At 64.2% G+C, this 20968-nt stretch carries 21 protein-coding genes and 2 pseudogenes; 9 read left to right on the top strand and 14 right to left on the bottom strand.

The window, feature by feature from the left end; translation table 11 throughout:
• Positions 1-164 precede the first annotated feature (164 nt).
• A pseudogene (locus OVA21_RS15480) lies at positions 165-1566 on the top strand (IS1380 family transposase).
• 144 nt (positions 1567-1710) lie between these two features.
• Here OVA21_RS15480 and OVA21_RS15475 read toward each other — a convergent pair.
• The 4 genes from OVA21_RS15475 to OVA21_RS15460 all read right to left on the bottom strand — a co-directional run bounded on the left by OVA21_RS15475 (position 1711) and on the right by OVA21_RS15460 (position 5859).
• Complete coding sequence (locus tag OVA21_RS15475) at positions 1711-2772, bottom strand: BtrH N-terminal domain-containing protein (protein WP_007633702.1); 1062 nt, start codon at positions 2770-2772, stop codon at positions 1711-1713.
• Between the two features lie 120 nt (positions 2773-2892).
• A complete protein-coding gene (locus OVA21_RS15470) occupies positions 2893-4113 on the bottom strand; it encodes an NAD(P)/FAD-dependent oxidoreductase (protein WP_069389034.1) in 1221 nt (406 codons plus the stop codon).
• Positions 4110-5450, bottom strand: coding sequence for a cytochrome P450 (locus tag OVA21_RS15465; RefSeq protein ID WP_371607091.1), 1341 nt, complete (start codon positions 5448-5450; stop codon positions 4110-4112). Before OVA21_RS15465 ends, OVA21_RS15470 begins: the two co-directional genes overlap by 4 nt.
• Before the next feature lie 88 nt (positions 5451-5538).
• Complete coding sequence (locus OVA21_RS15460; RefSeq protein WP_063972867.1) at positions 5539-5859, bottom strand: 2Fe-2S iron-sulfur cluster-binding protein; 321 nt, start codon at positions 5857-5859, stop codon at positions 5539-5541.
• 117 nt (positions 5860-5976) lie between these two features.
• On the opposite strand from OVA21_RS15460, the gene OVA21_RS15455 reads away from it, so the two are divergent.
• On the top strand, positions 5977-6978 hold the full coding sequence (locus OVA21_RS15455) for an AraC family transcriptional regulator (RefSeq protein ID WP_063972868.1): 1002 nt from the start codon (positions 5977-5979) through the stop codon (positions 6976-6978).
• 149 nt (positions 6979-7127) lie between these two features.
• Here OVA21_RS15455 and OVA21_RS15450 read toward each other — a convergent pair whose 3' ends face one another.
• Positions 7128-7652 carry a PaaI family thioesterase gene (locus tag OVA21_RS15450; RefSeq protein WP_017836045.1) on the bottom strand — a complete coding sequence of 175 codons (525 nt, stop codon included), beginning with the start codon at positions 7650-7652 and terminating at the stop codon, positions 7128-7130.
• A 251-nt stretch (positions 7653-7903) separates the two neighbouring features.
• The gene (locus OVA21_RS15445) at positions 7904-8977 is read right to left on the bottom strand and encodes an IS630 family transposase (RefSeq protein WP_096906468.1); all 1074 of its coding nucleotides are present in this window, start codon (positions 8975-8977) and stop codon (positions 7904-7906) included.
• Between the two features lie 76 nt (positions 8978-9053).
• On the opposite strand from OVA21_RS15445, the gene OVA21_RS15440 reads away from it, so the two are divergent.
• Positions 9054-9218 carry a hypothetical protein gene (locus OVA21_RS15440; RefSeq protein WP_227022448.1) on the top strand — a complete coding sequence of 55 codons (165 nt, stop codon included), beginning with the start codon at positions 9054-9056 and terminating at the stop codon, positions 9216-9218.
• 553 nt (positions 9219-9771) lie between these two features.
• Here OVA21_RS15440 and OVA21_RS19425 read toward each other — a convergent pair.
• Entirely contained in the window at positions 9772-10101 is a 330-nt protein-coding gene (locus OVA21_RS19425; protein ID WP_096906467.1) for a DDE-type integrase/transposase/recombinase, read from the bottom strand.
• A gap of 18 nt (positions 10102-10119) precedes the next feature.
• On the opposite strand from OVA21_RS19425, the gene OVA21_RS15435 reads away from it, so the two are divergent.
• Genes OVA21_RS15435 through OVA21_RS15425 form a run of 3 tightly spaced genes read left to right on the top strand, consistent with a single transcriptional unit; the run spans position 10120 to position 12001 of the window.
• Positions 10120-10497 (top strand): hypothetical protein, encoded by a 378-nt coding sequence (locus OVA21_RS15435; RefSeq protein ID WP_268092799.1) that lies wholly within the window; start codon positions 10120-10122, stop codon positions 10495-10497.
• A complete protein-coding gene (locus OVA21_RS15430; RefSeq protein WP_083249485.1) occupies positions 10494-10949 on the top strand; it encodes a transposase in 456 nt (151 codons plus the stop codon). Before OVA21_RS15435 ends, OVA21_RS15430 begins: the two co-directional genes overlap by 4 nt.
• Complete coding sequence (locus tag OVA21_RS15425) at positions 10946-12001, top strand: IS3 family transposase (protein WP_227022466.1); 1056 nt, start codon at positions 10946-10948, stop codon at positions 11999-12001. Before OVA21_RS15430 ends, OVA21_RS15425 begins: the two co-directional genes overlap by 4 nt.
• Positions 12002-12137: 136 nt before the next feature.
• Here the strand turns inward: OVA21_RS15425 and istB are convergent, their stop codons facing one another.
• The 4 genes from istB to OVA21_RS15405 form a co-directional block, all read right to left on the bottom strand.
• Positions 12138-12935 carry an IS21-like element helper ATPase IstB gene (gene istB, locus OVA21_RS15420; protein WP_268092798.1) on the bottom strand — a complete coding sequence of 266 codons (798 nt, stop codon included), beginning with the start codon at positions 12933-12935 and terminating at the stop codon, positions 12138-12140.
• Positions 12932-14470, bottom strand: a complete 1539-nt coding sequence (istA, locus tag OVA21_RS15415; RefSeq protein ID WP_268092797.1) for an IS21 family transposase — start codon at positions 14468-14470, stop codon at positions 12932-12934. Before istA (OVA21_RS15415) ends, istB begins: the two co-directional genes overlap by 4 nt.
• A gap of 188 nt (positions 14471-14658) precedes the next feature.
• Positions 14659-14904, bottom strand: a complete 246-nt coding sequence (locus OVA21_RS15410) for a transposase (protein WP_096906463.1) — start codon at positions 14902-14904, stop codon at positions 14659-14661.
• Between the two features lie 215 nt (positions 14905-15119).
• On the bottom strand, positions 15120-16286 hold the full coding sequence (locus OVA21_RS15405; protein ID WP_063972188.1) for an acyl-CoA dehydrogenase family protein: 1167 nt from the start codon (positions 16284-16286) through the stop codon (positions 15120-15122).
• A 96-nt stretch (positions 16287-16382) separates the two neighbouring features.
• Between OVA21_RS15405 and OVA21_RS15400 the strand changes: the two genes are divergently transcribed.
• Genes OVA21_RS15400 through OVA21_RS15390 form a run of 3 tightly spaced genes read left to right on the top strand, consistent with a single transcriptional unit; the run spans position 16383 to position 17994 of the window.
• On the top strand, positions 16383-17054 hold the full coding sequence (locus OVA21_RS15400; protein WP_231888827.1) for a TetR/AcrR family transcriptional regulator: 672 nt from the start codon (positions 16383-16385) through the stop codon (positions 17052-17054).
• A gap of 17 nt (positions 17055-17071) precedes the next feature.
• The gene (locus OVA21_RS15395) at positions 17072-17281 is read left to right on the top strand and encodes a hypothetical protein (RefSeq protein WP_268092796.1); all 210 of its coding nucleotides are present in this window, start codon (positions 17072-17074) and stop codon (positions 17279-17281) included.
• A complete protein-coding gene (locus OVA21_RS15390) occupies positions 17278-17994 on the top strand; it encodes a transglutaminase-like domain-containing protein (RefSeq protein WP_096906173.1) in 717 nt (238 codons plus the stop codon). Before OVA21_RS15395 ends, OVA21_RS15390 begins: the two co-directional genes overlap by 4 nt.
• Positions 17995-18060: 66 nt before the next feature.
• Here OVA21_RS15390 and OVA21_RS15385 read toward each other — a convergent pair.
• The 3 genes and pseudogenes from OVA21_RS15385 to istA (OVA21_RS15375) all read right to left on the bottom strand — a co-directional run.
• Positions 18061-18261 (bottom strand): annotated as a pseudogene (locus OVA21_RS15385) (helix-turn-helix domain-containing protein); the annotation flags it as partial.
• Between the two features lie 182 nt (positions 18262-18443).
• Complete coding sequence (locus OVA21_RS15380) at positions 18444-19211, bottom strand: ATP-binding protein (RefSeq protein ID WP_096907415.1); 768 nt, start codon at positions 19209-19211, stop codon at positions 18444-18446.
• Positions 19211-20812, bottom strand: coding sequence for an IS21 family transposase (gene istA / locus OVA21_RS15375; RefSeq protein WP_096906462.1), 1602 nt, complete (start codon positions 20810-20812; stop codon positions 19211-19213). Before istA (OVA21_RS15375) ends, OVA21_RS15380 begins: the two co-directional genes overlap by 1 nt.
• Between the last annotated feature and the right edge of the window lie 156 nt (positions 20813-20968).

Here is a 20968-nt window from a genome sequence, read left to right as displayed (position 1 = left end):
GTGCGGCCGGAACTTCTACCGTCCAGTTTTGACTTCCCGATTAGCCCCGGTGTTTCATGGGGATCTGCGGATCGCTGGGCGAAAATAGACCGAAGTGCTTCCTGATCAGGGGAAACTGGGACTTGTCTAAGGTTCCATGTTCTCCAGCAGAAAGCACTCGGTAGGTGAAGCGTACTTCGTGGTCGGCCGGTCTGTCCGTTACTGCTGATGGTGTCGGGGTGGTCTCGCATGCCGGGGCCATCGTGCCTCGGCTTCTGGCTGATCAGGTCGGTCTGACCGCCGAGCTGTCAGGGGCCATGGCTCGCCGCCGGTTCATCCCGATCCACGATCGCGGCCGGGTGTTGATCGACGTCGCGGTGATGCTCGCCGATGGCGGCGAGTCCATTTCCGACATCGGCGTCCTGCGCCACCAATCCGGGGCCCTGGGCCCGGTGGCGTCGGCCCCGACGGTGTGGCGCACACTCGATGAGGTCACCCGCCGGCAAGCGCAAGAAGATCCAGGCGGCGCGAGCTCGCACGCGGCGGCACGTGTGGTCCCACCTGCCCGGCGGAGTACCCGCATCGGCGTGTGCGGGGCGGGATCTGGGATCGACGGTCGTGCTCGATGTGGATGCCACCATCGTGGTCACGCACAGCGAGAAGGAACATGCAGCTCCGACATATAAGAGCACGTTCGGGTACCACCCGATCGGGGTGTGGTGCGACAACACAGAAGAGTTTCTCGCCGGGAGCCTGCGCCCGGGCAACGCCGGGTCCAACACCGCTGCCGACCACATCGACGTCCTGGGCCAGGCAATCGCGCAGATCCCCGCCAGTCATCGGCGTGATCTGCTGATCCGCTCCGACGGTGCCGGCGCCTCCCACGACTTGCTGGAGTGGATCACCGAGCAGAACCGCGTCCGTGGTCGACGGGTGGAGTACTCGGTCGGCTTCGCTATCACTGCCCCGATTCGCCGGGCCATCGCGACCTGCCCCGAAGCCGCGTGGGGACCAGCGCTCAACCCCAACGGGGACATTCGCGACGGGGCCGACATCGCGGAGCTGACCGGGTTCCTCGCTCCCGGGATGCTGGCCAAGTGGCCAGACGGGATGCGGGTCATCGTGCGCCGCGAACGGCCCCACCCGGGTGCTCAGTTGTCGATGTTCGAGGAGATCGACGGGTGGCGCTACCAGGCTTTTGTCACCAACACCGCCACCGGCCAGCTCCAGTTCCTCGAGGCCCGACACCGGGCTCACGCCCGGGTCGAGGACCGGATCCGTCACGCAAAAGACACCGGCCTGGGCAGGCTTCCCTCGCGGGAGTTCGCGGTCAACCAGGCTTGGCTGGTGGCGGTGATGATCGCCGCTGACCTGGTGGCCTGGACTCGGATGCTGGCCTGCATCGGCGAGGCCGCCGTTCTGGCCTTGTGCGAGCCCAAAGCGCTGCGCTACCGCTTCCTTCACGTGGCAGCCCGACTGGTCCGTAGTGGCCGGCGGCGGCGCGTGAAGATTCCCGAAACATGGCCGTGGGCCACCGCCATCGTCGCAGTGTTCAACACGATCGCCGCGATCCCCAAACCAGCCTGACCTCACCTGCCCGCCCACGACAGCACCACCGGAGACCCGCCCACCGGCAGCGCCAGCCGGCACACACGCACGCCCACACGCGAAAACAAGCCCGCCGTCACCCGACAGCAGCAGTCACACCGGCCCGTGAATCAGCGGGGTTAGTCAGGCTGCTGCAAGCGATCGCGAAGCTGACTCCAGAGCTTCAGCCAGTTGAAGCTCGAGCGTGGGCAGGAGGCTAACCGCCGAAGCCACACGTTCCAGCCGAGTACGCACATCGACCTCGTGCTCGATCCCGGCTCGGCCGGCCTCCGTCCATGTCTGTGCACAGTGTCTGGCGGCTACAGCGAGATCTTCGGTCGCGAGGTCACCGGTCAAACGTGCCACGTCCGCGCAGCCGTCAGCGAGCAGCTTTCGGAACAGGCCGCCACCGGTGCCGGCCTTCTCGATGAAAGCGCTCAAGCTGAATAAGAGGATCTCGAGTTCGTCAGCCGGTAGATGGGACCAAGTCCGGACATCAGCGGCGAGCTGGGCGACCGCTGCTAAGCCTTCGGAACCGCTCACCGCGGTCGTGAGATCAACGACTCCTGGCGGAGTTGGGTGGCGCATGTTCGCTGCCGATTGACGGAAAGCCGCTGCGGCAACCTGCGCAAGGTCTGGTAACTCATGCGGCCAGGCGATGCGGTACGTGGTGTGACGTGTCGGTTGTGGGAATGACATCGACGACCGTGCTCGAGCGAGAGCGTCGAACGGAACCTTTTGGACCTCGGCACGGTCGTTGTCAACAACGAAGGCGATCCTCTCCGCCTCGTCGTAACCAATTACCACGATATCGTGGCGACTCATTTGGAGCCGAACCCGCAGGTAGGGCAACTCCGCGATGTCGCCCCATATCAGGGCTGGCCTTCCGGCATCGACCTCCTGGCTAATCCACGACCATCCTTCTCGGGGATCGTCGGTCGTGAGCACTTGGACCTGTGCGCCCAGTAGATGGGGGAGATTTACTTCGAAATCGGAGTCTCTCCCTACCAGATAAAGCGGCGGGAAGAGGTCGCTCGAGCGCAAGTAGGACAGGCCAAGTGACCCCCCGAGGGTGAAGACGAGACCTTCATCGGGCGGTCCTTCCCAGCCGAGGCCTTGCCAGTGCAGGAGGTCTCGCATCGCGGCTGAGCCGCAGTGCCCCCCGACCCGATGTGGATAGTTCTCGATGAGCGTCTGGCGAGTCATCAGAGTTCCTTTCTGAACGGCAGGCGGGCACGAACCGGGCTCTCTTGCTGCGCCAGTGGGATGTCAGCGCCGTTCGTCGAGGCTCCGCCGCTGACCGTGCGAGTCTCGCTCGGGACTGGCTTACCCATTGCGCAAGGAATCGGGAGAACCCGTATGGGCGAAATCGGTCCGGACGAAAGGACGCTGCTGTGTGATGACCTGTTTGCTGAGCATGAAATCACGGGGACGATTGATGCAGTCTGCAGCAAGGAGTTCGCCATCACGGAGGTAGAAGCAGCTGAAGTCGCGGTCCCGGGTGGGGTCACCGCTGAGGACGACTTCGTCGTAACCGGTGTTGAGACCGGCGATCTGCAGCTTGAGATCGTATTGATCTGACCAGAACCAGGGCAGCGACACTGCGCTCTTGGACTTCCCGCAAAGGGTAGCCGCGGCGAGTTTCGCCTGATCGGTTGCTCCGGGTACGCACTCCAGCCGGACTCGGCGACCGTATCGAGAGATGTACTTGCTGGCACAGTCTCCGGCGGCAACGATGGCTGGGTCACTGGTTCGGGCGTGCTCGTCGATCACCACACCATCGTTCAGGGTCAAGCCCGCCGCCTCGGCGAGTTCTGTTCTCGGTTCAACACCGATACCCACGATGACCAGATCAGTCGGAATCGACTCGCCAGTAGATAGTGTGACCTCCCGGACGCAGTCGTCTCCGACTAATGCTGCGACTTTGGCGCCCGTTCGGATATCGATGCCCTCCTCTCGGTGGATCCGCTCGAAGAACGTTGATACGTCGGGAGCAGTGACCCGCTCGAGGACGCGAGTGGTCGCCTCGAGCACGGTGACGTCCAGGTCCAGTGCCCGTAGTGAGGCGGCCGTCTCAAGTCCGATGTAGCCGCCCCCGACGATCACCACCCGCCGCCCGGGGGTGGCGGACGTGCGGATCTTCTCGACGTCTGCGGCGGTCCGAAGGTAATGGACCCCGGCGAGATCGGCCCCAGGAACGCGGAGCTGACGAGGGCGGGCTCCCGTGCACAGCGCGAGCTTGTCGTATGTCAGTGTGTCGCCGGTGCTCATAACGATGTGCCCAGCCGAGCGGTCGATCGCCTCCACGTGCGCGTTGAGAAGCTGGATTCGCTGCTTGGAGTAGAAGTCCGAACTGCGGATGGTGATCTCGTCGAGGGTGGTTTTCCCGGCGAGATACGCCTTCGACAGTGGCGGGCGCTGGTAGGGCACCGTGGGCTCCTCGCCGATGAGGACGATCTCACCGCTCCACCCGTCCTGCCGTAGGCTCGCCGCGAGTTGGGCTCCGGCATGGCTGGCACCGATGATGAGGGCTCGCTGCGATGTCATGTGCCGGATTTCGGGGTGAGGCGCACCATCATCTTGCTGATACCCCGCACGAAGTTGGACTGCACGTACTCGGGTTCGCCGACGACCTCGATGTTCTCGAAGCGGGGGAGCAGCTCTTCCCAGAGGATCCGCAGCTGCATTTCGGCCAGTCGGTTGCCCATGCACCGGTGTACGCCGAACCCGAAGGAGATGTGGTTGCGGACGTTGGCCCGGTCGATGATGAAGTCATCGGGCCGCTCGAACACACGCTCGTCGCGGTTGCCTGAGGCGTACCACATCACGACCTTGTCACCCTTACGGATGAACTGACCGTTCAAGATAGTGTCAGTCTTGGCGATTCGGCGCATGTAGGCCAGCGGCGTTTGCCACCGGATTATCTCGGAGACCATGTTGGGGATCAGGTCAGGGTTGGACTTGAGCTTTTCGAACTGGTCTGGGAACCGGTTCAGCGCCAGAACGCCACCACTCATCGAGTTCCGGGTCGTATCGTTCCCTCCGACGATCAACAGTACGAGATTGCCCATGAACTCCATCGGACGGTCGATCAGATCCTTGGTGTTCTCGTTGCTCTGCAGCATGGTGACCAGGTCGAAACCGGGTTCCTCCCCCTCTGCTAACCGAGCCTTCTTGTCGTACCACAGAGAACTCAGACCGCTCGCCATCTCGCGTATTCCGTCGAACGTCTCGTCGAGGTCCGCAGGACCACCGTTCGCTTCCTCGAACGAAGTTGCAATATCTGACCAGTACACGAGTTTGCGACGTTCCTCGTAGGGGAAGTCCAAGAGCGTCGCGAGCATGCGAGCTGTCAGTTCGATCGATACAGCCTGGACCCAATCGAACGGCTGATTCACCGGCAAGTCGTCTAGTACCTCGCGAACCCGAGACCGAATGAGCGTCTCCATCTCGCGCAGGTTCTTCGGCGCCACCACCCCCTGCACAGCTGCTCGCTGCACGTCGTGGCGCGGTGGGTCCATCGCGATGAACATCTCGATATCGAGAAAACGAGGCGGGGCCCCGATCACTATCATCGGCTCGGCGGAGAAGACCTCATGGTTCTTATCGACCGCGATGATGTCTTCATGTCGGGTCACTGACCAGAACGGCCCGAACGCACTGTTGGGCTGAAAGTGGACCGGAGCCTCGTTTCGCAGGCGCTCATAGTAGGACTGCCAGCGTCCTTGCCGATAGAGAAAGGGATTACTGAGGTCGATGTCGGCGAGTTCGACGTCCTCGACGGGGGGGATGGGCTTCTCTACGAAGAGCTTCTTCCCATTCGTCCTTGTCACCCAGCGCCGAGTCCTGTCGTACAGATGGGCGCCCCGGATCTGCAGATCCATCGGGATGGCCGACTGAACCTTGTCGCCGATCGTATCGGAAACCTTCACGTGTCTCACCTTGTCTTTCGTCGTTACATCTGGAACGTCGTTACATCTGGAACTCTGGCACCTGGACGGTAAGGCCGTCCCAATCCGCGGACGCGGTCATCTGGCACGACAGTCGGGAGGTCGGCAGCCGTTCGGGGTTCATTGAGAGCATCTCTTCTTCACTTGCTCCCGAGAGGCCCACCACGTCGGACCATTGCGGATCAACGATGACATGACACGTGCCGCACGCGGCTTCGCCTCCGCAATCGGCGTCGATTCCGGGCACCGCGTTGTTGACGGCGATCCGCATGAGTGACTGCCCCTCCTCCAAGGGCACCACGTGCTCCTCTCCCTCATGTGAGACGAAGGTTACGACTGTCATCGCTGGCTCCTGCATGGTTGTTCGGGTAATAGCTGCTCACAGCATTGCTAACAACGACGACTGCGGCTAGGTTAATTGAGGGCAGAAGCTTGTTAATTTGGCTCAGAAGGCGGGGCGATGAATCTTGATCGCGAGGGCGTGCCACCGCTCGTGTTCGCGCAGTTACTTGAGAGCCCAGTTCTGGAGCAAGACGCCGTTGCACGGTTTCGCGAGATCATGGATCGTGAGCGAAGCGACGTCGAGTCACTTCTCGCCATCAACGCCCAAGTTCCCCTGCGGTGGATCAGGGAAGCCTTGCCCGACCTCGACGTTGACCAAGCAACGACCCTCGGTTTGGCGTTCGCCCAGCATGCTCATCTGACGTCCTTCGGACCATTAAGCGTCCCACTAGTAAGCGCAGGTTCCGCAGGCGAGATATTGGAATTGCTTGCCTACCTGCCGCTAATAACCCCAGCCCTGAGTGCGCAGTTCTACGCAGGTGGACACGGAGTGTCTGTCGCGCTCAATGGGCAGACGGGCGATCGAGTCCTAGACTCCCTAGTGGTCACCTACTGTGGTGCGGTCCTGCTGAGGCTGCTGAATATACTCGTTGGCGATGCACCAGACATCACACTCTCACTGGGTTGGCCCGCTCCGGAAGGTCTGCCCGTGGATCAGGATTGGTTAGCTGGTCGCCTGGTATTTGACGCTTCACTGTCCATTCTGCATTTTCCCGTTGACGCGGTCAATCACGTCTGCCGGTTCTCTGATCCCGTGGCGTATCGACTCGCTATCAGTGACTTGCAGCGAAGGCTCGACGAGCGGAGTAAAATCGCCTCGTATTCGGACAAGGTGAGACGTCTGATAGAGAAGCGTCCCGCAGATTGTGGAAGTCAGTGGATTGCAGACGAACTCTCCATCTCTACGAGCACACTTAAGCGGCGCCTCTCTGAGGAAGGGATGACCTATCGCGGACTGCGCCAGTCGGTCATTCGTGAGTACGCGATTCTTCGTTTACTGGACGGATCTGTGTCCGCGAGCGAGATCGCCACGGACCTCGGATATAGCGACCTCGCCAGCTTTTCACACGCTTTCAAGCACTGGACCGGCCACCCGCCGACGGGGTTCCGTCGTAGGTAGCGCTGCCACTTGGTTGACTCGTACAGGGCAACTGGCAATGCACGGTGCCTTCAGCTTCGCCCTTTCTTTGGGCGTGGCGTTCAATAGCTTCAGGCTCCGCCGACACCCTCGACGTATTCGGGCCTGGTGCTCGCGGCGGTGAGTTTGGCCTAAGCCCTCGAGTTTCTCTGTGACTGCAAAAAGTGTTCAACCTCGACCACGATGAACAGGGCAGTGGCAGTAATAACAGTGCGGCCCTCTGCATCCTCCATCGTGGACTTGAGGTCCAATTTCCGGCCATCGCGAGACCGAACTGCAGCGCGCAGGATGTACGGGGTGTCGAGTAGTGCTGGCGCAAGATACTCGAGCTCGAGACGGCGCGTCACGGCGAGCTCGCCGACCGAATACAGCAAGAAGCCGAAGAGGTCGTCAATCACGGTCGCTACCGCGCCGCCGTGTGCAATGCCCGGTGCCCCGACGTGGCGCTGGTCGAACTGGTGGTGTGCGACGACGCCGTCTCCGTCACGCCGTACCGAGAGGAAGTGACCATTCGGGTTCTCTGGTCCACAGCCAAGGCAGTTGGGGTGGTGGGGAGGAAGCTCGGAGGAACCGGATTCCATGCGCGTGAACGAGGCCACCCAGTTGTCGATATCGGTACCTATCGGCTCGCCGGCCTTGTCGCGAAATGTGTCCATGTCCAGACCTTCCTGTCGATGAAGTTGTACTGGGTGCGATACCTCGGCTTGTGGCGACGGAGATATCGCCGACACCCGCACGTCCGACCCGTGACCCAACCATTGACCGGGACGTCCAAGGGGCCCTGAGGCCCGATGCGGGTGGCCTGAGCAACTGGCTGTCGACGGCACGATAGTCAGGTCGACAAGGCCGACTGAGCCGGGACACCTTGTATTGTACGAACATACAGTAAGCGGTACCGACGTATAGTCTAGTGTCGCGTTTCTGAAGTTGGTTTAGGGTTCGCTTTCACGAGGATCTGTTCGGGAGTTTTAGTCCAGACGAACGGGTGTTTGCGGTCGTTCCAGCCCGTGATGAACTGGCGAATCTTGGCATTGAGGTCCTTGACAGATGTAAAGACACCACGGCGGATGGCCTGCCGGTCGATGATCCCGAACCAGACTTCCACGAGGTTGAGCCAGGATCCGGACGTCGGGGTGAAGTGCACGTGGAACCGCGGATGCTGTGCCAGCCACACCTTCACCGCCGGGGTTTTGTGGGTCGCGTAGTTGTCCATCACCAAGTGCAGGTCAACCTCCGGGTAGGCGCGGTCGAGTTGACGCAGGAACGCCAGGAACTCCTGATGGCGATGCTTCGGCTTGACCGCGCCGGTGACGTGCCCGGTCGCAATGTCCAACGCGGCGAACAGAGTCGTGGTGCCGTGCCGCTTGTAATCGTGGGTGTGCCTTTCGATGCTGCCGGTGCGCATCGGCAGCATCGGCGCGGTCCTATCCAGCGCCTGGATCTGACTCTTCTCGTCAACACACAACACGATCGCGTTGTCCGGTGGCGCCAAGTACAACCCCACCACGTCGGTGACCTTCGCGACCAGTTCGGGATCGGTGGAGAACTTGAACGTTCCGGCCCGCCAAGGCTGCACCCCGAACTTGCGCCACGCCCTGGCCACGGTGGCGTTACCGATCTTCAGATGATCCGCCAGCAGGCGTGAGGACCAGTGCGTCACCCCGTACTTCTTCGGCGGAGGAGTCAACGTCGTGGTGATGATCTTCTGGTCATCTATCCGCTTCGGCCGGCCAGAGCGCGACTCGTCGAACAGGCCCGCGATCCCATCCGCCTCATACCTGCCTCGCCACTTCCACACCGTCGTCGGCGTCGTTCGCTCCCGGTCAGCGATCCGAGAGTTCGCCTGACCTTCCGCCGCGAGCAGGATAATCCGCGCCCGCATCGCCAACCCCGATTGGATCGACGTTGACCGCGTCCACGACTCCAACTCCTCGCGGTCACCATCACGAAGAATCAAAGCCGGAGCCGGGTTATTGGGCATGACCCATTCTCCCAAACACCCAAGCATTTAGGAACTAACGACACGCGATACTAGGGTCCGCGCCGATGCTGTTCAGGTGGTCGACGTCATCGTCACTCAGCTGGGCCGTTTGTTCCTCCAGCCGCTCGTGGACTCGATGTGGTCCCATCTCGGGACATACACCCACACCGAAGGCCACGACAAGCCGGAACTGAGTGTTCGCGTCACCGAGACATTGGCACTGCAAGGAACGCCGCAATGACCTTGGTCATGGAAAGTCGCTGGTTTCGAGGCCGGACGATGCCGCGAGCCGCCGAGAATCGTTGCCGCGTGACGGCCACAGTGGACTCCACTCTTAGGGGCAAGAAAACGAGATCCTGTGGCACGCCGTTGACTATCTGTCGCAGGCGAACCCGCCAGACGACGATATACCCGTGTGGGGCAAGAAGGTCGGCTCTCGGAATGTCTCCGACCACGCCCACGCAGGGGGCGACGGAATCGCGCACAGCCTCAGACCGAGCAACTCCACCAGTCGCGCCCCCGCGCCTGCTGATGAAGCGCCGGGCTCTGAGGTGTCGAGTTGCCAGTGCGAGCGGGACTCAGGGTCGCAGTCGCGGCTATTTCATCCGAGCCAGCCCTATAAGAAGGTCTGGTTGCACATTCCGCACCCGCGTCCAGCGACTCGCGATATGTGCGAAAGTGTCGCGAAGAACGCGAACCGCGACGAGTAATCACAGGTGACAGCAGTATTCGGCGATCTGGGTCGTTTCGCGCTCAACGCCCGAAAGGTGCTGAAGCGACGACTTTTTGGTCGATCACGCGCAGGTCGTCGGCTGTTCGAGACGGGACGAACGTGCGAGCCGTTCGGGGAGCGGTCGAGTTCGCGAGATTTCGTTCGTCACCAACGCTGCCGTCGGTGAGGAATCGATCGACCGGCCGACGACTCGCCGGGAGTAGGCGTCCAGGATCACACAGCAGTACACCTTGCCTTCGCGAGTCGGGTGCTCCGTAATGTCGGTGACCCATAGTTGGTTCGGGCCCTGGCGTGCGAAGTCTCGCTTGACCAGGTCGGTGGAGATGTCGACCGCTCTGATGCGCTTGAACTGGCGGCGCCCCGAGATGCCCTTTAGTTCAGCTCGGCGCATCAGTAGCTCGACCTGGTTGTGGCCAACCTCGACGCCTCTGCCAAGGGTCAGCTAGGCGTGCACGCGCCGATCGCCGTAGGTACCGCGGGACTCGAGGTGGATCTGGCTGATGAGATTAGTAAGCATCACGTGCCGAACGCCGCGCTCGGACGGTGGCCGCTTTCGGTGTTCGTAGAACCCGGCCTCGGATACACCCAGGACCCGGCAGGCGACCTGTACGGGACGCCCTTCCGCGGCGATCACTTCGACCGCCGCGTACCGACTTTCGGGGCGGTCTCCTCCTTCAATAACTCGACGGCTCGGTGGGTGTCAAGCCCTATCCGCCAGACTGAGGTGAGACACCCGGGCTGGCTGGTTGAGAGGCTGGGGCGTGAGGAGAAGGAGAACCCAGCATGACTATCACTGCAACTACTGACGCGGCCCTGGAGGCCTCGCAGCCGACGCCGACGACCTCGACGCAGGAGACGGTTCAGGCCCCGCGGACCGGGCGGCCGGCCCGGCGGGCGTTCACGGCCGAGTACAAGCGGCGCATCGTCGCCGAGTACGAGCAGGCCCCGTCCGGGCAGAAGGGCCGCGTGCTGCGCCGAGAGGGCCTCTACGATTCCAGCGTCAAGCAGTGGCGGGCCCAGATCGAAGCGGGAACACTGGGCACCGTGTCCAAGAGAAGGCCCCGGGCTGGCCAGTCGCCGGAGCAGGCGCGCATCGCTGAGCTGGAAAAGCAGATCAGCAAACTCGAGTCAGACGCCGCCCGGAAGGACAAGGTCATCGCCGATCGTGACGCCGCGTTGGAGGTCATGGGAAAAGGTGTCGCGTTCTTGGAAGCGCTCTCCAAGAAAAACAAGGGGTGACCAGGGCCGCCTGGCGCGCCTGGCAGGCCGAAACCGCGCAGCTGCTGACCGCGCTGCTGGGTGTGGTGCGGTCCTGCGCCCTGGTCGGTAGGTCGCGGGCGACCCATCATCGCCAGGCCAATCCGAAACCGCGCCAGTATGGGCCGCACCCCAAGGCCCGCCATCCTGCCGAGCTCACCGCCGCCGAGCGCACCGCGATACTGGAAGTGCTCACCAGCGAGGCCTACGCTGATCTGTCCGTGGCCCAGGTGTGGGCCCGCGAACTCGACGCCGGCCGGTATCACTGCTCGCAGCGCACGATGCACCGGATCCTGGCGGCCGAGGCGATGAACGGCGAGCGTCGTCGGCAGGCAACCCATCCACCACGGGCGATTCCCGAACTGGTCGCAACCTCAGCAAATGATGTGTGGTCGTGGGATATCACGAAAATGCGGGGCCCGGCCAAGGGCATCTGGTACCACGCCTACGTCGTCATCGACATCTACTCCCGCTACGTCGTGGGCTGGCGCATCGAGACCGTCGAAGACGGCGAACTGGCCGCCGACCTGGTCGCCGCCGCCATCGCCGAGCAAGGCCAGGCACCGGGGTATCTCCACGCCGACGGGGGCGCGGCGATGACCTCGAAGCCGTTGGCCTCACTCCTGTGCGATCTGGATGTAACCCGGTCGCACAATCGGCCGCGGACCAGCAACGACAACCCGTACAGCGAGTCGCAGTTCAAGACCATGAAGTACACGCCGAACTACCCCGAGCGGTTCGCCAGCATCGGTGCCGCCCGGGCATGGATGAACCGATTCATCCACTGGTACAACCACCAGCACCGGCACAGCGGGATCGGACTGCACACCCCGGCCAGCGTCCACGACGGCACCGCCGAGACCATCCGCGACAGGCGCCAGCTCGTGCTCGACGCCGCCTACGCCAAACACCCCGAACGGTTCACCCGACGACCGCGCCCACCCCGACTGCCGGAAAAGGCGACCATCAACGACCCCGACGCCCGATCACCCGAAACTAGCCAAGCCCAACCGGGCACCTCACGTCTCATTTGATTTGACACGCTCCGAAGGGCCATTGAGTTCTGCCCGGGGGGCGGTTGTGAGACCTGCTCGGTGACGGTCACCAGATCTGCCCGGAGATGGCCATGGGTCTGCCCCGGGGGTCTGGCCATCTCCGGTCTGCGGGTTGTCAGGCCAAGGGCTTCACCCCCTGGCCGGCGAGTGCTTGGGAGAGGCGGATGGAGTCACCGCTTGTCTGGCAGACGTGGGCGTGGTGCAGGAGCCGGTCCACTGTCGCGGTGGCGATGGTCTTGGGCATGAGTTCGTCGAAGCCGGCGGGGTGCAGGTTCGAGCTGATCGCGATGGCACGTTTCTCGTAGGCGGCGTCCACCAGGCGGTATAGCCCTTCGGCGGCGTCGGTGGCCACCGGGAGCAGACCAATGTCGTCGACGATGATCAAATCGGCGCGCAGAATCTTGGCGATGGCCTTGCTGACGGTGTCGTCGGCACGGTGACGGCGCAGCAGCACGCCGAGGTCTTCCAGGGTGAACCAGGAGACCTTCAGTCCCTGCTCGACTGCCTGCTGTCCGAGGGCCTCGAGCAGGAACGTTTTGCCGGTCCCGGAGGGCCCGCAGACGACGAGGTTCTCCTTGCGGTACACCCATTCCAGCGTCCGCAACGCCTGTTGAGTCGGTGCGGGGATCGAGGAGACGGACTCGTCCCAGGCGTCGAAGGTTTTGCCGGTGGGGAACCCGGCGGCGGCGCGGCGCGTGGCCAGTGAGGCCCGGTCACGGCCAGTGGCCTCCTCTGCCAGCAGAGCACGCAGCACCTCGGCCGGGTCCCAGCGTTGGGCCTTGGCGGTGGCGACCACCTCGGGCGCGTGGCGGCGGATGTGCGGCAGTCGCAGGCGCCGCAGCACGGCGTCCAGGTCGGCGGGCAGCGGCGGGCTGGCCGGCCTCCCCAGCGCCGGAACCTCGGTAGTGGTCATCGGTCTTCCTCCTCGGAATCGGTGGGAGCCGGTTGCCCGCCCAGGGCTGCACATCCGGCGGTGCCCTGGGTCAGCGACCGGTCCTCACCCGCGGTGTGGGCCTGGCCGGTAGCGCCGGAGGCGGCGTGGTGGTTCAGGATCGAGGGCAGATCGGCCTCGGCGAATCGGCTGTGCAGCGCTGCCTGCCCGAGTGCCCAGTCGACCTCGTCTGGGTCGAACAGTTTGGCCAGGGCGACGGCCTCGGCCATCTTCACCCGCATCCTGGCCGTGCCCGCAGCGGCGGCCTCGGTCAGCCACAGCCGGGCTCCGTCACCGAGGGCCAGGAACGCCGCCTCCGCGGCGTTGCGGGCGCGGGGTTGGCGGTGCAGGGCCCCGGCCGGGGCTTCCGGGAAGTGGGCTTCGGTAAGCCGTGGGCTGCCCGGGGTGGCGCGCTGGTGGCGGGCCACCTCCACCGGCCCGTCCGCTCCGATGTGCACCACGACGATCTGCTCGCCGGCGCCAGCGCCGTACGGGCGGACCCACACCGTCTCACCGAGCAGCGCGTGCGGCACCGAGTACTGCCCGGACTCGAACGTCACCATCGGCGAGTTCACCGGCACCTGCCGCGTGGTCCCCAGTGCCACCGTGTACGCAGCGGTCGGCACGGCGTGCAGGCGGGCCCGTTCCTGGGCGAGCATCTCGGCCGGGGCCCGCCGGGTGACGCGGTGCTCCCGGTTGTTGATCTGCTCGCACCACTGTTCGCAGGCGGCCTCCAGTTCGGCGAACGAGGCGTACTCGCCGCGCAGGTTCGTCTCCTTGGGCACCAGGTCGGCTTTGGCGACCTTGACTGTGGACTCGCTGCCACCCTTGGAGGCCAGATCGGCTGGCTCGCAGGTGAGCACCGTGACTCCATAGTGGCGGGCGAACGCCACCACCTGCGGGTTACGCACCGCCATCCCCGCCACGTGCTCCACGGTGACGGTCTTCTCGTTGTCGGTCAGCACATACGTCGGCGCACCACCCAGGCGGCGCAGCGTCACATCCAGGGCAGCGAACACGCTCGGGGCCGTCTTGTCGCGGATCGGCAGGACCACTCGGAACCGTGACCACGCCAGCCACGCGCAGAACAGCACGGTTTTCACCCCGTCGATCACCGGACCGTCACCGAAGTCGTACTGCAGCCACAGGCCCGGCTCGGTCACCCATGGCCGGTGCACCCGGGCGTTCCCGAGCCGGTAGGACTTCTTCACCGCCGCCACCGCCCGACGCGTGGTGCGCTCCGAGCCGGTGAACCCCACCGCGAGCAGCTTCTCGTGGACCACGTCCGCACGGATCTTGCCGCCCGAGCGCTCCACCCACTCCTCGACCTTCGGCATGAACTCGTCCATCAACTGCGGCCGCGCGGCCGGCTTGTCGGTCAACTGGCCCGCATCACGAGCCGTGACATAGCGGGCGACGGTGTGGTGCGAGACCCCGGCGAGCTCGCCGGCATCCCGATAGGACTCTGTCAGATCAAACGCTTCGAGAATTTCCATGATCTCCTCGGCAGACTTCATGTTGTCCCTCCTCGGGGCGATGGGCGCTTGGAGCACCGCTATCGCACCCGAGGAGGGGCCCCGAACCGCCCAAGCAGGCCGGGAAAGAATGTCGTGTCGGGCAGATCCCATGACCGCCAGCGGGCAACTCTCACGTCCGCCAGCGGGCACCTTCGTGACCGCCTACGGGCAGTCTCTCGTGTCCGCCGTCAGTGGGCGACGGCTAGCTCTGTCTCAAGCTCGCGGATCCGCTTGTTCGCTTTCGCGAGTTCACCTTTCTCAGCACTACTCAGTCCAGATGCCTCGCCCCGGTCAATCCGGTCCTGCCGGCGCCAGTTGTAGATCGTCTGGTCACTGAGATCAAGGTCGTACGCGACAGCAGCTACGCTGCGCCCCGCCGCGAGCAAGTCGAGGACCTTGCGCCTGAACTCAGCCGAATAGCCTTGTCGTCCCATCTCTTCCTCCCGGTGTTCGCCACCAGAATCCAAAAATTCCGACTCCGTAGAACCCGGGACACACCACATCTCCGAACGCACTCACGCCGGCTTGGAAGCCGCCCGGGCCCGTGGCCGGGTCGACGGGCGTCCACCGCTGTTGTCCGGGGACAAACTGCTAGGCGTTCTGGCGGACCGAGTGCTCGCCGAGCGAGCGAGTACGCGTCGGGGACGGACTACTGTCCCATGACAGGTGCCGGGAGTGACCGGGCGATGATCTCCTTCATGATCTCGGTGGTGCCGGCGTAGATCTGGCTGATCCGCAGGTCGGTCCATGCGCGCGCGATCGGATACTCCTCCATGTAGCCGTAGCCGCCGTGGAGTTGCAGGCAGGTGTCGGCGACTTGCTGAGCGCGTTCGGAGCTCCAGTACTTCGCCATCGCGGCGGTGGGGATGTCCAGTTCGCTCTTGACATGCAGGTCGAGACACTCGTCGATGAAGGCGCGGGTGACGCGGGCTTCGGTGGCGACCTCGGCGAGCTTGAACTTGGTGTTCTGGAATCCGAAGATCGGTTTGCCGAACGCCTCGCGCGTGAGTGTGTACTCGTGTGTCAGGTCCAGCATCAAGTCCATCGACGCGGCGCAACTGACGGCGACGATGAGCCGCTCCTGCGGGAGCTGCATCATGAGCTGGACGAAGCCCTGCCCCTCCTCGGTGCCGAGCAGATTGCTGGAAGGCACACGTACGTCATCGAAGAAGAGCTCGCAGGTGTCTTGCCCCTTGAGGCCGATCTTGCCGAGGAGACGGCCGCGTCGAAATCCTTCGGAGCTGGTCGGCACGATGACCAGTGAGACGCCTGCAGCAGCCTGATCGGGGCTGGTCTTGCAGGCGACGAGCACCATGTCTGCGTGGTAGCCGTTGGTGATGAAGGTCTTGGCTCCGTTGATGACGTAGTCGTCGCCTTCTCTGACTGCCTTCGTCTTGATTCCCTGGAGGTCGGAACCGGTCCCCGGCTCGGTCATCGCAATGGCGGTCACGACCTCGCCGGAGGCCATTTTGGGCAGCCACTCGCGCTTCTGCTCCTCGGTGCCGTAGTGCAGCAGGTAGTGCGCCACGATGCCGCTGTGGAGTGCGGCCCCCCAGCTGCTGTCACCGATGCGGGCCTGCTCCTCGATAAGGATTGCCTCGTGGAAGAAGTTGCCGCCGCCCCCGCCGTACTCCTCGGGAATGGAGGCGCACAACAGGCCGAGCTCGCCGGCGCGGGTCCAGAGTTCGCGGTCGACGCGCTTCTGTTCGATGAACCGCTCGATGTTGGGCTTGATCTCCCTCTCGCAGAACGTCCGGGCGAGTTGACGGAAGTCGTCGAGGTCCTGGTTCATCCAGGGTGAACGGCGGCTGGGCATGGGTCCTCCAGGGAGTATTCGCCGGGTACAGGGTGTGCCCGAAGGCTACGGGTACACCCTGTACCGCGCCAGTCCCTTTCGGGTTAGAATGTGGTCGTGGATCTTGCGAGGTGGGTGGACACGGCCGTGGTGCGCCGATCGACGGCGCACGAATCGCACCGGTCGGCACGGCGAGAGCAGATCGTGGTGGCTGCGGCTCGTGCGATCGAGGAGTACGGTCCCGGCGTCGGTACTGCCCAGATCGCGGAACGGGCAGGCGTTGCGAGGCCTCACGTCTACCGGCACTTCCACAGCAAGGAAGACCTCGAACGAGAAGTGCTCCGATTCGCGGCTGATCAGCTCATCGACACCGTTCGTCCCGCCATGCGCGTGAGCGGTACAGCTCCCACCATCATCGAAGGCGTGATAGGCGCTGCCATCGGATGGGCTGCCGGTCATCCCAACCTGTATCGCTTCATGGCGGCGCGCCAGCAGAACAAGGAAACACACCGGGCCAGGTTGGGGCGCACACGGTTCCTCGGCGAGGTGGTGGCCGCAGCCTCGGCATACATGCGCACATCCGAAGTACAAGTCGATCCCCCGGACGGCGTGATGGCGGGGTTGATGGGCATGGTCGACGCGGGGATCATCTGGTGGCTGGACCACCACGATGAGTCGAAGGAAGAGGTGACCACCCGGATCGCCCATCAAGTTTGGCTGATCATGCGTGATCTCGCCCAGAGCGTAGGGGTTGCTGTGGACAACGACCTTCTGTTGAGCGCGCGATGAGGGACCTCTCGCCCGGAATGGGCGCACCCCGAGCCCGTCGAAGCGGTCCCGCGTTGGAACGGCGACGCCCCGTGTGCGACCGGTGGCTGGAAGAGGTCGGTGACCTGGTGCGGCGGATGCCCGACGTCTGCACCTCGGCAGTGCCCGGCAAGCAGCCGGCCGGCTGGCTGCGCACGGCCGTAGCGCTCAAGACTGACGGTCCGGTCAACACCGCGGTGCGGCGATGACGCCGGCGCCGGGATCGCACCTTGAGGCGACCTTCTTCCTCGATCACGACCACGCTTCGGTACGCGACTTCACCCAGCACGTGATCGCCGGCGCGTCGAGCCCCCGAGAGAGAGCGTCCCTGCTCTTTGCTGCAGTGCGTGACCAAATCTGGTACGACCCCTACTCGGTCTCCGAGGATCCTGAGCATTACCGGGCGAGCCACGTCCTCCAGGCCGGCCGCGCCTACTGCGTGCCCAAGGCGGTGCTACTGGCCGCGGTTCTGCGGGCCGCGGGCATCCCTACCCGACTCGGCTTCGCCGATGTACGGAACCATCTGCAGACCGACACCTTACGAGCCGTCATGGGTGGAACGGACCTGTTCGTCTATCACGGCTATTGCAGCGCCTACATCGACCGACGATGGCTGAAGGCCACACCTGCCTTCAACGTCGAGTTATGCGAACGATTCGGCGTGCCCCCGGTCGACTTCGACGGACAGAGCGACGCGCTCATGCACGCCTTCACCTCCGACGGGACTCGGCACATGGAGTACGTACGAGACCACGGCAACTTCGACGACCTCCCCCTGGGCCGCATTCTGTCTGCCCTCCACCAGGCCTACGGACCTATGGTCACCGCCGCTGCGGGGCCTGACCATGCCTTCACTCCTCCAGCTACCACCGGTAAGACCACTCCGGAAGGATCCGTGGACTCATCCGGGAGCACCGGATGAGCCACTCCCACCGGGCGCGGTCCTTCTAAGGAACTGCGGGAGTGGTGCTCCAGGGGGCTGGTGGGCACGTCGGAAGTGGCTCGGTGAGCTGCCGGCCCATCCTTTGAAGGCGTGCGAGAAGTTCGTGAGGTCGCTGTAGCCGAGTTCGGCGGCGACCTCACTGACAGACGTGGAGCGGTCGAGCAGCCGTATCCGGGCGCGGTCGAGCAGTGACTCCTGGAGGAGTTCGCGGAAGCTGGTTCCCTCCGCGGCGAGCCGGCGTTTCAGGGCTCATATCGTTTTCGGTGCTGGGAAGACTGCATCGCCCCGGGTTTGATGGAGACATCGATTACCCGGGAAGGGATTGGCAGATAGGGCTTGTCGGTACCGCGGGTCCGGCGAGTTGGTACCGCTGTTCCGGCGACCCGGAACCGGCCCGTGTGTGAAGCGCGGGCCGGCGCCGTCGGTGGTTACTCCCAGTAGCCGGTGGTGGCTCGGGCTTGGTCGTCGCGTTGGCGGCGCATGTCGACTTCGCCGAGGTTGATCTCGCGGGCGTTGTTGGCCAAGCGGTTGACGATGGAATCGGCGGCCACCCGGTCGGGTAGTGCTTCGAGCCAGTAGGCGGGCCGGGATTGGGAGGCGATCATCGTCGGCAACCTGTGCTCCCGGTTGGCCAGGACGGCGAACAGGTCGTTGGCGGCCTCGGGATCGATGCCCACGGTGAGGAAGTCGTCGATGATCAGCAGCTCCACGTCCGAGAGGTCATTGAGCATTTTCTGGTGGCGAATCCCGTCGCCGCGGGCGATGACCAGCCGCCGGGCGAGTTCGTCCATGCGGGCGTAGGTGACGGTGTGCCCGTTCTGGCAGGCGGCGATGCCGATCGCGCAAGCGAGGTAGGTTTTCCCACCACCGGTCGGTGAGAGGATCAGCAGGTTGGTGGGGTCTTGTCGCCAGTGGTGCCCGGCGTAGCGTTTCATCCGCACCGGGGTGATCCCGCGTCCGTCCTGGTAGTTGATCTCGGCGATCGAGGCCTGCGGGATCGGGAACTTGGCGGCGCGGATGAGCTTGTCGATCCGGTGGGCCTGGCGCTGGTCCAGGGCGTCGTCGACGGCGGTGAGGAAGATCTGCTCCGGGGTGAGCTCGTCATTGGCCTCATCGCTGATCAGCTCTTCGAACCGGGTGGCCACGTGCGTGATGCGCAGGCTGCGGAACTTCTGGTGATCGATCTCGGTGAACATCACACGCCCTCCCCGCTGCGGCCGCGCGCATAGTGATCGGCAGAGCGGACTTGGATCGCGCCGTCGTCCCTGGTTCCGGCCGGTGGTGGGGGTTTTCGTGTGGCAGCCGCCGGTACGGCGGGCCGGGGAGCTTTGCCGTCGGAGTCGATGGTGGCCATGACGCGTTTGAGCACGCTGTAGCTGCCGGCACTGTTCTGGTTGAGCAGCACTTGGCAGGCCGCCTCGAGCCGCTGGCGGCTTCTCTTGCCCAGGGTCTCGAGGATGTTCTGGCAGTCCAGATAGCCCTGCGCCTCGATCACGTGACGATCCAGGATCTGGGCGATCACTTTCTCGGTGGCGGGGCCGAATCCGCGGGCGCGGTCGGTGAACCACTGCCGCGACCAGAGCCCGTCGATGCCCTGGTGCGCCTTGGGGGCGTGGGCGAGCACGGTCGAGTACTGGCCTTTGCGGCCGTGGCGCCGTGGGTGCTCGCAGACGACCTGGTCTCCGTCGAAGATCGTCACCGACTGCGCGGTCAGGCGGACCCGCAGCAGTTGACCGGAGAAGGTGTACGGCACCGAGTAGTACTGAGAGTCGCAGGAGATGTGATAGTTCCGGCCGACCTTGAGCTGCTTCCACTCGACTGTTGCGAACTCGTCGTCGGGCAGGGCGGCCAGCAGTGGGGATTCGTCGGATTCGAACCTCTCCCACCGGGTCGTCCCGTCAGCCCGGCGAATCTGGGTGTTGATCTCCGCGACGCGGTCGGCGATCGCCGAGTTCAGGGCCTCGACGGTGGTCCAGACCTCCTCGGCGAGATAGCCGATGACGCGCTTGTTGACCACCTCCACCGCGGACTCTACGGCCGCCTTGTCGCGGGGTTTGCGGACCCGCGCCGGCACGATCGCCGTGCCGTAATGGTCGGCCAACTGCTGATAGCGGACGTTGACCGCCCTGGCCGCCTCACCCTTGGCCTGCCGATGGGTGGCGGTGGTCGGATTGTCGGGCACCACCATCTGCGGCGTCCCGCCAAAGAAGTCGAACGCTGCAACGTGAGCATCGATCCACGACGGGGACTTCATATCGGTGAAGCCGCGGCAGAACACCGCACCGGAGTACGGCAGCACCCCCACGAACAGGCACAGCTTGGTGACCTCCCCGGTGACGGCGTCGAGGACCTCGAGGGTGTCGCCGGCCCAGTCGACCAGCATCGTTCTGCCGGGTTCATGATGCAGCGTGGCCACGACGTCCTTGATGCGGGCGTGCTCGGCAAACAGGGCGCAGTACTGCGAGTACCCGTACTTCTTCCCGGCCCCGGCGGGGTCGGCGAGGTACTTGCCCCACGCCTGCTGGATGGTGAAGTGCCGGTTGAACTTCATCGACGCCAGCACCCGATCAAAATCCGGCTGGGTGTAGTCCTCCGAGACGCGCTTGCGCCCATCGGGGAACATCCCGGCGATCTCAGCCGGGTTCATCGACGCCGCTTGGCCGGCGGTGATGCCGTACGCGGTGATCGTCTTCTTCACCGCCGCGATCTCCCGTCGCGAGCACCCGACGGCAGCAACGATCTCACTGTAGCTATGCCCGGCCAGCGCCAACGTCATGATGGCCTTGTAGTCGGCCACATCAGCCTCCTCAGATAGGAAAAGGCGACGCAGTCGCGCCGCCTCACCCCGAGCAGACCACTCGGGCCGCCCCGAGGAGTACCGAGTCGCCGGAATCGAAGTACCGGATCGCCGGACTAGGCGTACCCACTGGCCCTATCTGCCAAGGGATTATTG

This window comes from Dietzia sp. SL131, assembly GCF_026672565.1.
Lineage (GTDB): Bacteria > Actinomycetota > Actinomycetes > Mycobacteriales > Mycobacteriaceae > Dietzia > Dietzia kunjamensis.
Note: the sequence above shows the minus strand (reverse complement) of the source record. Positions and strands in the feature narration are given on the sequence as shown.